Below are 13660 nucleotides of genomic sequence, written 5' to 3'. Positions count from 1 at the left end.
ATTGCCAGCGCGAACGGCTAGCGTTGCCGGTAACTCTCTCGATTTCGGAAAGAAGAATGGATTGGCACACCCTGCTCCCCCGGGAGCGCCTCGGCAAACCGGTGCACAGCAGCGCCGAGCTCGGCCGCAGCGCCTTCCACAAGGACCACGACCGGATCATCTTCTCCGGCGCCTTCCGCCGCCTGGGGCGCAAGACACAGGTGCACCCGGTTTCGAGCAATGACCACATTCATACTCGCCTGACCCACTCACTGGAGGTCGGCTGCGTCGGCCGCTCGCTGGGCATGCGGGTTGGCGAGATCATTCGTGATCGCCTGCCGGAATGGTGCGATCCCGCGGACCTGGGCGTGATCGTACAATCCGCTTGCCTTGCCCACGACATAGGCAACCCGCCCTTCGGCCATTCCGGCGAAGACGCCATCCGCCACTGGTTCCAGCAGGCAGCCGGGCGCGGCTGGCTGGATGGAATGAGCGACGGAGAACGCTCGGACTTCCTGCATTTCGAAGGCAACGCCCAAGGCTTCCGCGTCCTCACCCAGCTCGAATACCACCAGTTCGACGGCGGCACACGCCTGACCTACGCCACCCTCGGCACCTACCTGAAGTACCCCTGGACAGCGCGTCACGCCGACTCCCTGGGATACAAGAAGCATAAGTTCGGCTGCTACCGCAGCGAGTTGCCGCTGCTGGAGCAGATCACCCAGAAGCTGGGTATGCCGCAACTGGAAGACGAACGCTGGGCGCGCCATCCGCTGGTCTACCTGATGGAGGCTGCGGACGACATCTGCTATGGCCTGATCGACCTGGAAGACGGTGTGGAAATGGAGCTGCTCGACTACAGCGAAGTGGAAGCGCTGCTGCTTGACCTGGTCGGTGACGACCTGCCGGAAACCTACCGCCAGCTCGGCCCGAAGGACTCCCGCCGGCGCAAGATGGCGATCCTGCGCGGCAAGGCCATCGAACACCTGACCAATGCCGCCGCACGGGCCTTCGTCGAGCAGGAGCCAGCCCTGCTCGCTGGCACCCTGCAGGGCGATCTGGTGGAGCACATGCATGGTCAGGCCAAGCGCTGCGTGCAGAGGGCGAAAGGCATGGCGCGGGAAAAGATCTTCCAGGACAAGCGCAAGACTCTGCATGAGATCGGCGCCTACACCACCCTGGAAATCCTGCTGAATTCCTTCTGTGGCGCCGTGCTGGAACAGCACCGCCAGAGCACGCCGTCGTTCAAGAACCAGCGCATCCTCGACCTGCTGAGTCACTACGCGCCGGACCCGAGCTGGACGCTCTATCGGTCCTTCCTGCGCGTGACAGACTTCATCGCCGGCATGACCGATAGCTATGCCACCGAAATGGCACGCGAAATGACCGGCCGCTCCAGCCCGAGCTGAGGCGGCCGCGGGCTAGGCGGCCAGCTTGCGCAATTGTTGCAGCAGATCGTCCTGCAACGCCGCCATTGCCTGCTCCACAGCCAGTGCTCGATTGCGCAACTCCTGGCTGTCGAGACCATCCCTGCAGCCAGCCTCGAGCTTGCTGCACAGATCCTGCAGCGAATCCGCATTGACCAGTCGCGCCGCCCCCCTCATACGGTGAGCCAGATCGGCCAGCCGCTTCCAGTCACCGGCCTCCCACAGCGGCCGGACCTGATTGATGTCGATCCGGTTGCTACTGTGCAACTCCTCCAGCAGGCGGCGAATCAGGCCAGGATTTCCGCCAGTCATCTCCCGCAGAGACTTCAGATCAAGGCCATCGACCTGCCTTTCCACAGACGCTTGATCGTCGCCGGCAGCTGACGTCTTCGGCACTGCGTCCAGCCGCACACGCAGGTTATCCAGGCCTATGGGCTTGAACAGGCAATCATTCATCCCGGCACGCCGGCAATTCTCGATCTCGTCCGGCTGGGCGTTGGCCGTGAACCCGAAGATCACGCAGGGCTCGGATTCCATCTCCTCTTCAAGCTCTCGAATTCGCCGAGCCAGATCATAGCCGTTGAGCACCGGCATATTGCAGTCGGTGATCACCAGATCGAAGTCACCCGGATGCCACAGCTGCAGTGCCTGGGAGCCGTCGGAAGCCACCTCGACCCGGTGCCCCAGATGTTCCAGCTGTTGAGTGAGCAGCATACGGTTGGCCGCATGATCGTCGACCACCAACACCTTCAGCGGATGGGTGATCCTCTGGACAACCACAGCCTTGACCATTTCGCTTTCGGGCAGGCATTCCAGGGCCTGCAGCAATAACCGAACCATGACCGTGGTACCTGCGCCCGGGCGGCTCTCCATGCGCACCGTGCCGCCCATCATCTCCGCCAGTTTGCGGCAGATGGTGAGCCCTAGCCCTGTTCCACCGCGACTCGCACTACCGCTACGGGCGATTTGACTGAAAGGCTCGAACAGCTGGCGCTGCTCCTCCTCGGATATCCCGATTCCACTGTCCTGTACGCTGACCTCAAGGGCAAGGCGTTCGCCCTCGACCCGCTCACCGTATACACGGATCTTCACATGGCCGAAGTCGGTGAACTTGATGGCATTGCTGACCAGGTTCGAGAGGATCTGTTTGAACCGCAGCGGGTCGATCAGCACATCGCAAGCCGCGTCCGCCTCGATCTCCATCCTGAGCTCCAACGCCTTCTGCCGAGCCAAACCATCGAATACGCGCGCAACGGACTCCACCAATTCTCGCAAGTGGGCGCGCTCCGGCATCAGCGTCAAGCGACCGGACTCGATCTTGGCCACGTCGAGAATGTCGCCGATCAGCGTCAGTAGTGAGCGTGCCGAATCGTACGCCACTTCCACCGGCTCTCGCTCCCAATGGCCCTGATCCGATCGGGTCAGCGCCAGCTCCAGCATTCCGATAACCGCGTTCATCGGCGTACGGATTTCATGACTCATGGTCGCCAGGAAGGTGCTTTTGGCACGACTCGCCTCCTCAGCCTGCTCCTTGGCGGTTTCCAGCTGGTGGTATAGACGCTCACGCTCGGTGACGTCTATCCAGCCCGTCACCACGCCAGAAATCTCCCCACCTGGGCCGCGGTAAGGCGTGGCCCAGTAATGGATTTTGCGCACATCATCGAGAACCGGCAGCACCAGATCGGAAGCCATGTTGCCGTCCGTGTCCATCGCCTGGCGGTGGATCAGCTCGAACATCTCCGCATCCTGCGCAGCCAGCCAGGAGCAATCCCCGACACGGGTGCCAGCAACCGTTTCACGGGACATGCCAGTTTCCCTCAGGAAGCCAAGGTTGCACGTGACCAGACGTCCGTCGCAATCGCGCACCGCCACTGGCTGGGGAATGCCATCAATCAGTGCTCGCTTGAATGCGAGCCGGTAGTTGAGTTCCCGCTCGGAGGCCAGGCGGCGCCGGACCTTCAACCACAAGCGCCAGTTCCACAGCAACAGCAAAAGGGAAATCAGTGCTGCGGCACAGGCAAGCTGGACGAATTGCAGGCGGTAGCCCTGCCAGATGCTGTCAGGTTTTTCAACACTGGCGGACCAGCGCGCAACGATGTTGCTCATGTCCTCGGGCGAGATGGCGAGAATCGCCTTATTCAGAATTCCGAGCAGCTCCGGATCCGCGCGAGAAACAGCAAGTGAGAATTGCCCCGGCTCCCGATCAAGGGCGAGTGCAACGCGAAGCTCTGGGTAGTAGCGGGAAATAAGGTAGTTTGCAGGCGACAGCATATGGATGCCCGCATCAATCTTTCCCTCGCTGATCATGGACAGGTCGTTGACGTGATTCTCGACCTCCACCAGTTCCACCTTGGGATGACGCTCACGCATGAACTCGGCGACTGCAGAATCCCTGGGCACGGCAACGCGTCGCCCGTCGAGATCATCCAGCGAGTGCAACCAGCCAGCGTTCTGGGACACGACAACAACGAAGGAGTTCGTCATATACGGTCGAGTGAAACCCAGCAACTCCTCGCGCCTTGCCGTCGGCGTCAGGGCCGCGATCACCTCGGCCTTGCCGGCACGGACCTGGCTCATCATGCCCGCCTCACTCGACTGCGGCCGCACCTCAAAATCGATGCCGACACGACTCTGGATAAGCTCAAGTACATCGGCGGCGATGCCACGAAACTTGCCATGGGCATCAAGGAAGGAGATAGGCGCCAGGGCTTGGTCAACCATGACCACCGGCCTGGGATGGCGATCCAGCCAGCGCTGCTCTCGTGGAGTCAGTATCAGGCGCTGGTCGGAGATCGAGTAGGCACCGCCCGGACTCCACCGACGCTGTACGGTGCTTTCCGCCGATCGGGGAATAGCGGCCAGTGTCCGGTCGAGTATGTCGCGCAACTCCGGCTCGGAAGCCCTCAGCGCGAAGCTGAACCCCGGACCATCGAAGCCGGCGAAATTAAGCACCTTTAGGCTGGCCAGGTTCCTCTGGCTGATCAGGTACTGTGCGGTGAAAACATCGCCTACATACAAATCGGCCTGGCCAAACGCCACGGCCTCCAGCGCCCTTAGCACAGAGTGATAACTCTTCTCCGAGGCGCCGCTGAAGTACTTGTCTCGCTCCTCAGCCGAGTAATAGTCGCTGACCACGGCAATGCGCTTGCCAACGAGCGGTCCGACGCTTTCCAGTCGGGTACCTTCCGGACCAACAACCACGGGCTGGTTTGAAAAATATGGACGGGACAGCACGATGCCGGGCCAAGCTGCCTCGTAATTGGTGGCACGGCTCAGCAGGTCTATGTCGCCGCGCGCCAGCGCCGCAATGGCGGAATCCCGATCAGGATAACGCCGAATCTCCACCCGGACATTGAGCGCGTCGGCAACCACACCCACGATATCGGCCGTGACGCCCTCCAGCTCAGTGCCGCTGGTGGTTATATCGAGCGGGGCATAGTCGGGAGCGGTGACCCCCAAACGGAGTGTCCGCTTGTCCCTCAACCACTGCCAACTCGAGTCGTCCAACACTACCTTGACCGATTCGTCCAACGGACGTGCCAGCAGGTTCATCGAGCTCCAGTCGTGCGGTTGCGCCGTCACCCATCCACAACAGATGAGCAGCAACGTGGCAACACACAGGCGCAAGCAGGACATCACGCGTCTCAAACCAGCGCGTTCCGCTTGGCAAACTCGATCAGATCGACCAGCGAATGCGCATTGAGCTTCAGCAACAGTCGGGTCTTGTAAGTGCTGACCGTCTTGTTGCTGATGAACATCTGCTCGGAGATTTCCTTGTTCGAATAGCCGTTGGCCAGGTACTGAAGGACAGCCATCTCGCGATCGGATAGCCGCTGGATGAGCTCATGATCGTCCATCTGCTCATTGTTGCGACGCGGCTGGCGCACAGCCTTGCTGGGGAAGTAGTTGTAACCGGCGACAACTGCATTGACCGCGCTGATCAATTCGGCCAGGCCGCCCTGCTTGCAGACGAAGCCCGAAGCGCCAGCCTGCATGCAGCGCATGGCGAACAGCGAGGCGCTCTGCCCGGTCAGCACCAGAACCTTGAGCGAGAGCTCGAGGGCGGAAATACGGCTGATCACCTCGAGGCCATCCAGCCGAGGAATGCCGATATCCAGCACGACGAGATCGGGAACCAGCTCCTTGACAAGCGAAAGCGCATCCACGCCGTTGTCGGACTCACCAACGATGGTATGGCCTTCCTTTTCCAGCAATACACGCATTGCCATGCGAATGACCGGGTGATCGTCAACGATAAGTATTTTGCTCACAGGGCTTCTCCAACTGGCTCATAAAAATGAAACATCCGCCAGCAAGATATATGCTGAGTCCATTCTGTCGAGATGACCCAGCTTAATTATCGACATTCAAGGGGAATTCCTACGAAACATCTAAATAATTCCTACAAACAAAACCAAAACCGTTGTTATCCTCAGTCGAGCGACAAGAAAACTCCGACATCTCGCGGTAAAGTTTCTGAATTAGTCACCGAACAACCCATTCCCGCATGCCTGACTAATACTCCGAAAGATGCCTTCCATCCGGCGACAAGAAATAGAGTGAAAATTGCGCAAGCAAGTCAAGCTGAGGATTTCGAAGAGGGAACCGTGGGCACCAACCCTTCCCCCCAGCGCCAGTAGCAAGACCTGGAGCCGATAACGACAAATTGAAATGAGCAGGAAAAAACTTTCCTGCAACTCGCGACGGGGCGATTTATTTCACTTTATTCACACATCAGGAACCGAGCAATTACCTACTTACGACCACACGAACCTTAACTTTCAGAAAGCCAAAACAAGAACCCAGGAAAACGGCAAGCTAACAATAAACCCACTTAAACTCCACACAGATAATCACAAGAAGCAAAGCAAACCATTACGAGAAACCAACTACAACAGAGGCAACGAGAAAGATCCCAAGACCAAACAATAAACCTTCAAAAAAGAATAAAGAAAATCACAAAACTTCCGAACAGGGGCCCTACCCCGAAACTCACCATTGGCAGCTGAGAAACTTAGAAAACAATTCTCAGATATCGACCCAACAGATCAAAAAACATGTGCCATGCAGGACAAAAATGAGAATTCCTGTAGCCGAAGACAATCCACTCCAGCTCAGTCCCAAAGAGCTTGGCGAGAATCAAGGGGGCCTACACATCAACTAGCAATTGCTCAAGGCGTGCGCCCCCGTACGGCCCCTCCCAGCCAATCTCCTCGCGCAGGTGCTGGGGCTCTTCAGGCGAACAAACGTCCGCCACTCAGCGAGGAGGCGAATTGACCGGCTGATCCGGATACCAGGCATCGATCAGGGGGCTGCCACTAACTCCCGCCAGTTCCGGCTGCTGCTTCAGCCACTCATCAATCAGCTCGCGCTGTTCCGCGCTCACTGAGCCGCGCCGGGCGAGACAGATGAACCCGTACTCGTCGCAACCGCTATAGACCAGATTGTTGGGCTCAACGGCGATGCCCATGAATCGCTTCATGAAAGCCCCAACAGCCTCTTCGTCTGTGCCTTCCTTGTACTGAAAACTCACTTCGAAGCCGAGTTCCTGGAACTCATCGACACACAACTTCTTGCGTAAACGACGGGAACGATGGGTAGCCATCCGTATCTCTCCTCAAGAGGGCTTTCGCCGCTCGGTGCACGAGCGCGTCCAAAATATTTCCGGGACCTGCGCGAACGATGTCCCGATAAGCTTCTCCGGGACGACTGGCATCCAAAGGCCAGCGCATCCTGGTACAGCTTGCGGCATAATGTGCCGCAGCTCCTGGTCCAGCAGGGAGTATTTCATCTGTAGTGTTGCGCTTTATCTTTTCATTTTTTCAAGTCAATGCCCGACCACTGGGATGTCATCTTTTCTATGTTCAATTCTCTGCGTGTCCTCGCTCTCGCCACCTTATTGCCCTTCGCCCTGCCTGCCGTTGCCCAGATCAACAGCACCCTGCCTGAACGCGTACAGAAAGCGCTGCGGGCCAGCAAGCTGACCGACGATGCCTTGTCGCTTGTGATGATTCCTCTGGAAGGCCCCGGCAACGCCACCTATTTCAACGCTGACGTCTCGGTGAACCCGGCGTCGACCATGAAACTGTTCACCACCTATGCCGCCCTGGAAATGCTCGGCCCAACCTACCAGTGGCAGACTGAGTTCTACACCGACGGCCAGCTCAAGGACGGCACTCTCAACGGCAACCTCTATCTCAAGGGCGGCGGCGATCCGAAGCTGAACCTGGAGAAGCTCTGGCTGATGATGCGCGACCTGCGCGCCAACGGCGTGAACAAGGTCACCGGCGACCTGGTGCTGGACCGCAGCTACTTCAACATCCCGCAACTGCCGGTCTTCAATGACGACGGCGGCGACGACAACAAGCCCTTCCTGGTCGGCCCGGATTCGCTGATGGTCAACCTGAAGAGCGTGCGCCTGGTGATCCGCACCGAAGGCAGCAAGGCCACCGTGCTGATGGACCCGCCGCTGGCGAACGTGCGCATCGACAACCAGATCCAGGTGAGCAAGGCTGCTGCTTGCCCCGCCTGGCCGAAACTTCGCTTCAACCCGGTAACCCAGTTCGACGGCACTTCGCTGGTCGCCACCGGGCAGATTCCGCAGGGTTGCAGCGCGCAGACCTACATGTCCCTTCTCGAGCACCCGGCCTACACCGCTGGCGCCGTGCGCGGCATCTGGCAGGAGCTGGGTGGCAGCATCCTCGGCAAGGACCGCGAAGGCACCGTGCCGAAGAACGCCACCCTGGTGGCTCGCGCCATGTCGCCAGACGTCGTGGAAATCATCCGCGACATCAACAAGTTCAGTAACAACACCATGGCCCGCCAACTATTCCTCTCGGTCGGCCGCCAGTATCGCAATGGCGCCGACGCGGACGACGCCCAGGCCGCCCAGCGGGTGATCCGCCAGTGGCTGGCGCGCAAGGGCATCACTGCGAGCCATCTGGTGATGGAAAACGGTTCGGGTCTGTCCCGTGACGAGCGGGTCAGTGCCCGCGAGATGGCTGCCATGCTCCAGGCAGCGTGGCACAGCCCCTACGCCGCGGAGTACATCTCTTCGCTACCGATCGTGGCGAAGGACGGCACCATGCGCAAACGCCTGCGCGGCACGCCCATGGCCGGCGAAGCCCATGTGAAGACCGGCACCCTGAACACCGTACGCGCGCTTGCCGGCTTCAGCCGCGACGCCAACGGCCGCACCTGGGTAGTGGTGGCGATCCTCAACAGCAACCGGCCGTGGGGCGCCTCGTCGATCCTCGACCAGGTGTTGCTGGACCTCTACAGCAGCACCAAGCGCTGATCCCCACGCAAACCCCGGCCAACGGGCCGGGGTTTGCCCATCAGGCCTCGACCCTCTCCAGACGATCCCGCCCCAGCCGCTTGGCACGATAGACCGCTCGGTCCACCTTGCGCATCAGGTCGTCCGCACTTTCGCCGGGGCACCAGGAGGCAACACCGAAGCTCGCCGTCACCACGCCGACGCCCTCCATTGGCTGCCCGCGCAAGGCCCTCCAAAGAGCCTCCGCCAGTTGCCAGGCCTGCTCCGTAGTGCTTCCCGGACAGAGCACAACCAGCTCCTCGCCACCGATCCGGCAGAACACATCGACCTTGCGCAGCCGCTGCGCGATGCGCTGACACAGGGTGACCAGCACAATATCGCCCGCCTCGTGGCCGAAGCGGTCGTTGATGTCCTTGAAGTGGTCGATGTCGAACATCACCAGCGACAACGGCTCGCCATTGCGGGCACAGCGCGCCATGGCCTGATCCAGTTGCTCCTTGAAATAGCGGCGATTGTGAATGCCCGTCAATGCATCAGTGACCGACAGGCGCCGCAACTCCATCTCCGCCTCCTTGCGCCGGGTAATGTCGGTGGCGATGCCCAGATAACCCGTGGTGTTGCCGGCCGAATCGCGCACGCCGGTAATGATCAGGTTGATCTTCAGTTGCCGGCCATCACGGCGCACGCAGGTCCACTCGTGCTCCTCGTGCCCCTCGCCCACCAGAGCACCAACAACGTCGAAGCCGCGAATCTCGCGTCCAAGGATGTTCGACAAGTCCTGCGCGCGGCGACGGATCTCGTCCTTGACGAAGACGTTCTCCGGTACCGGCCGCCCGATCACCTCGTGGGCGCTGTAGCCGAACATCCGCTCGGCGCCCACATTGAAGCTGCGTACGAAGCCGCGCAGATCGGTCGAGACGATGGCAACCTGGGTCGCCGCGTCGAGCAGGCCATGCAGACGACTGTTCACCTCTCCCAACTCCAGCTCGGCGGCCTTGCGCGAACTGATGTCGGTCTGGGTGCCGATCATGCGTCGCGGCGAACCGTCGTTGTCGCGTTCCACCACCTGGCCGCGGTCCAGCACCCAGAGCCAGCGCCCGCTCTTGCAGCGCAGCCGGTGCTCACTCTGATACAGCGAGGATTCGCCGCGAAGATGCCGGCGCAAGGCATCACAGCGCGCGTCCTTGTCCTCGGGATGGACCCGGCTCAGGCTCTCGTCGGTGGTCATCCCGACCTCGCTGTCGCGGTAGCCGAGCATGGCTTTCCAGGCATGGGAATAGAACACGTTGCCGGTATCCAGGCTCCAGTCCCAGACGCCGTGGCCCGCGCTATCCATAGCGAAGTGCAGGCGCGCCTGGTTCTCCTGCAGCTCCAGCTGGTTGGCCCGCAGTTCGGCGGTGCGCTCTTCCACCAGTTGCAGGGCGCGCTGGCGCTGACCCAGCAGCGCCAGCACATAGCCAGCCAGCAGCAGGGAAGTCAGCCCGCCAGCGAATGCCACCCAAAGCTGTGGGTGCCCCTGGTTACGCCGCAGGAAGTCGCTGGAAGGCTCCACACGCACCAGGTAGTCACGGCCGGCGAACGGCAGGTGCCGCTCGGCAACCAATCCCGCTGTCTGATCGGCCGCCACCGGGCTGCGATATTGCGGCACATCCGGACGCGGGTCGCCGGCATCACGCAGCGTCAGCGCCAGCTGCTCGCCGCGCGCCTCCGATCCCTGTTCGATGAGCAGGCGGTAACTGATCGCTGCCAACAGGATGCCCTGGATACCAACTCGGGTCTCGGCAGTCGGACTAGGCGTCGTGCTATTGCGATAGAGAGGCGCCGCCAGAAGCAAGCCAGTGGAATCCGCCGGTGGCGCGCCGGGCAGGACCACGGGCATCGAGGCGGCGACCGAGCGCGTCTTAATCACTCGCTGAGTCAACTCGCGCCCTGGGGGTGTCGAGTTCAGATCCAGCCCCAGGGGCATCTCCTCAAGGTACTCGGAGGCGCCATAGAGGACGGGAAAATAGCGCTCGCGAACCTGTGCCGGGACTGGCTGGTCCTGCAGGTCCAGCTCGAAAAGCATGTAGTCGAGCATGCCGGCATCATGGGCGCGGGCTTCGAAGGCTTCGCGCTGACGCTGGTCCACGCGCGGCAACCAGGCGTAACCCAGGGTGTCGCCCAGCAACGGACTGACGAAGCGCTCGAACTCCTCGCGGGAAACGTTCGCGGAATTCTCGAAGAAGCGCTGGATCGACTCCAGTTCGCTCTGCTGCATCGACAGCCGCTCGCGAACGCGCTCGATCCGCTCGTTGGCGGCGAGGGAAAATTGCTGCTCCAGAAAGGTGCGGGCATTGCGCCACACATTCCAGCCGAGCAGCGCCGTCAGTAGCAGGCCGGCCACCAGCACGACGCCGGCGGCGCGCAGGGCCTTCTTCTGGCTGGCGACTCCCTGAGCGACGGGCAACTGCTCGTAGGCCGGCAACTGAGTCATGCACTTTCCCAACTGTCAGGGTAACTCAGTTTTTATAGCAGCCGATGGCCATTTGCCCAGCTTTCACGCGACGCACGGCCCAGGCCGCGCGCCGCTCGGACATCAGCGTACGCTGATGCGCCAGGCGCGGTGGATCTTGCTGTTGCGGGTGAAGTCCTGGTCCAGCGTCTGGGCGCTGATTTCCTCGACCTGGTAACGCGCCGCCAGCCCCTCATCCAGTTCGAACTTGCGGAAGTTGTTGGAGAAGTAGAGCACCCCGCCCTTGGCCAGACGCGCCATGGCCAGGTCGATCAGCTCGACGTGGTCACGCTGCACATCGAATACACCTTCCATGCGCTTGGAGTTGGAGAAGGTCGGCGGGTCGATGAACACCAGGTCGTATTCGCCACGGTCCTCGCGCAACCACTCCATCACATCGCTCTGCACCAGGCGCTGCTTGTCGGAGAAGCCGTTGAGCGACAGGTTGCGCCGCGCCCAGTCCAGGTAGGTCTTCGACAGGTCGACGCTGGTGGTGCTGCGCGCATCGCCCTTGGCGGCATGCACGGTGGCCGTGGCGGTATAGCAGAACAGGTTGAGGAAGCGCTTGCCGGCTGACTCGCGCTGGAGGCGCAGGCGGATCGGCCGGTGGTCGAGGAACAGGCCGGTGTCGAGGTAATCGGTCAGGTTGACCAGCAGCTTCACGCCGCCCTCCTCGACTTCCATGAAGCGGCCTTCGGCGTTCTGCCGTTCGTACTGCTTCTTGCCGGTCTGGCGCTCGCGACGCTTGATCACGATGCGCTCGGTGGGAATGCCCAGCGCCTGCGGCAATGCGGCGAGCGCGTCGAGCAGACGGACCTGCGCCTTCTCCGGGTCGATGGACTTGGGCGCCGCGTACTCCTGCACGTGCGCCCAGTCGCGGTAGAGGTCCACCGCGAGGGCGTACTCGGGCATATCGGCGTCATACACCCGGTAGCACTCGATCTTTTCCTTGCGCGCCCACTTTCCGAGCGCCTTGACGTTCTTCTGCAGACGGTTGGCGAACATCTGCCCGCCTTCGCTCAGGCGAGCCTGTTCGATCACGGCGGCGCCCTGAGTCGGGGTGGCATCGCTGCGGTCGCCACGCTCGCCGGTCACGAACTGGCGCGGCTCCACGTCGAGCATGATCAGCTTGCAGGGCAGCGCGCCGTTGAAGAAGGCGTACTGCTTGTGGCTGCGGATGCCCATGCGCTTGCCGAGCTCCGGCGCGCCGGTGAAGATCCCGGCACTCCAGCCCAGGCAGCTCTGGCGCAGGCGTTCGCCCAGGTGCTGGTAGAGATAGAGCAGACTGGCTTCATCGCCCAGGCGCTCGCCGTAAGGCGGGTTGCAGATGATCAGGCCCTTCTGGCCCTTGTCCGGTCGCGGCTCGAAAGTGGCCAGCTCGCCCTGATAGATCTTCACCCACTCGGCTAGGCCGGAGCGTTCGATGTTGTTGCGCGCCGGCTGGATCAGGCGCGGGTCGGCCTCGTAGCCGCGAATCCACAGCGGAGTTTTGGCCAGACCGACTTCGGCACGCTGCTGGGCTTCCTCGATCAACTTCTTCCAGATCGCCGGTACGTGGCCCAGCCAGTTGCTGAAGCCCCAGCGCTCGCGCTTGAGGTTCGGCGCGACGTCGGCGGCGATCAGCCCGGCCTCGATGAGAAAGGTACCGACGCCGCACATCGGATCGGACAATGCGCCACCTTCAGCGGCGATCTTCGGCCAACCGGCGCGGATCAGCACGGCAGCGGCAAGGTTCTCCTTCAGCGGCGCGGCGCCCTGCTGCAGGCGGTAGCCGCGCTGGTGCAGGCTGTGGCCGGAAAGGTCCAGCGACAGCACAGCCTGGCCGCGATCCAGATGAAGATGCACGCGGATGTCCGGGTTGACCTTGTCCACGCTCGGCCGTTGGCCGAACTCGGCTCGCAGGTTGTCGACGATGGCGTCTTTCACCTTCAGCGCGCCAAAGTGGGTGTTGTCGATGCCCGAGCCCTTGCCACTGAATTCCACCGCCAGGCTACCGCCAGCCTCCAGGTGGTCGCCCCACGGCACGGCGTTGACGCCCAGGTAGAGGTCTTCTGCGTTGCTTACCGGGAAGCGCGACAGCACCAGCAGCACACGGTTGGCCAGGCGCGACCAGAGGCACAGGCGGTAAGCCGTCTCCAGGTCGCCCTTGCCGCGAATGGCCGAAACCTGGGCGCGCGCCTCGGTCAGCCCAAGCGCCTGGGCTTCCTCCAGCAACAGGCCATCGAGCCCTTTCGGGCAGGTGAGGAAGAGATCGTGCAAATCCGACATGCAAATAGTTCCCGGGCCGCAGCCCTTTCATCAAAGCCGCTAATGGCCTTGTCGGCCACCTCGGGTTCATCCGAACGAACCCAGGCGCCCCCTGTAATCATTTTCCGGGATGCATCGGCAACCGGCCTGCGGCCTCGCGTCGCACAATGTCATCCCACTCGTCGGAACGAGAGGTGGTCTCAATTAGACACACATTCCTCTTGATCCTTGGCAAGCTCC

7 protein-coding genes are annotated in these 13660 nt (G+C 61.6%); 2 read left to right on the top strand and 5 right to left on the bottom strand.

Going from position 1 to position 13660, the window contains the following annotated elements; translation table 11 throughout:
• Positions 1-56 precede the first annotated feature (56 nt).
• On the top strand, positions 57-1388 hold the full coding sequence (locus ACIPK7_RS26295; RefSeq protein WP_401091164.1) for a deoxyguanosinetriphosphate triphosphohydrolase: 1332 nt from the start codon (positions 57-59) through the stop codon (positions 1386-1388).
• 12 nt (positions 1389-1400) lie between these two features.
• On the opposite strand, the gene ACIPK7_RS26290 is transcribed toward ACIPK7_RS26295, so the two are convergent.
• From ACIPK7_RS26290 to ACIPK7_RS26280, 3 genes are all read right to left on the bottom strand, one after another.
• Entirely contained in the window at positions 1401-4958 is a 3558-nt protein-coding gene (locus tag ACIPK7_RS26290; protein ID WP_401091162.1) for a transporter substrate-binding domain-containing protein, read from the bottom strand.
• A gap of 92 nt (positions 4959-5050) precedes the next feature.
• On the bottom strand, positions 5051-5677 hold the full coding sequence (locus ACIPK7_RS26285) for a response regulator (RefSeq protein WP_192430184.1): 627 nt from the start codon (positions 5675-5677) through the stop codon (positions 5051-5053).
• Positions 5678-6663: 986 nt separating this feature from the next.
• A complete protein-coding gene (locus tag ACIPK7_RS26280) occupies positions 6664-7011 on the bottom strand; it encodes a YggL family protein (protein WP_401091160.1) in 348 nt (115 codons plus the stop codon).
• Between the two features lie 255 nt (positions 7012-7266).
• On the opposite strand from ACIPK7_RS26280, the gene dacB reads away from it, so the two are divergent.
• Positions 7267-8703, top strand: a complete 1437-nt coding sequence (gene dacB, locus ACIPK7_RS26275) for a D-alanyl-D-alanine carboxypeptidase/D-alanyl-D-alanine-endopeptidase (protein ID WP_401091158.1) — start codon at positions 7267-7269, stop codon at positions 8701-8703.
• A 40-nt stretch (positions 8704-8743) separates the two neighbouring features.
• Here the strand turns inward: dacB and ACIPK7_RS26270 are convergent, their stop codons facing one another.
• Both ACIPK7_RS26270 and rlmKL read right to left on the bottom strand, forming a co-directional pair.
• Positions 8744-11155 (bottom strand): diguanylate cyclase, encoded by a 2412-nt coding sequence (locus ACIPK7_RS26270; RefSeq protein ID WP_401091156.1) that lies wholly within the window; start codon positions 11153-11155, stop codon positions 8744-8746.
• Positions 11156-11257: 102 nt separating this feature from the next.
• Positions 11258-13441, bottom strand: coding sequence for a bifunctional 23S rRNA (guanine(2069)-N(7))-methyltransferase RlmK/23S rRNA (guanine(2445)-N(2))-methyltransferase RlmL (gene rlmKL / locus ACIPK7_RS26265; RefSeq protein WP_401091154.1), 2184 nt, complete (start codon positions 13439-13441; stop codon positions 11258-11260).
• Positions 13442-13660: the final 219 nt, after the last annotated feature.

The sequence above is a fragment of the Pseudomonas sp. NPDC086581 genome, from assembly GCF_044746165.1.
Classification (GTDB): domain Bacteria; phylum Pseudomonadota; class Gammaproteobacteria; order Pseudomonadales; family Pseudomonadaceae; genus Pseudomonas.
Note: the sequence above shows the minus strand (reverse complement) of the source record. Positions and strands in the feature narration are given on the sequence as shown.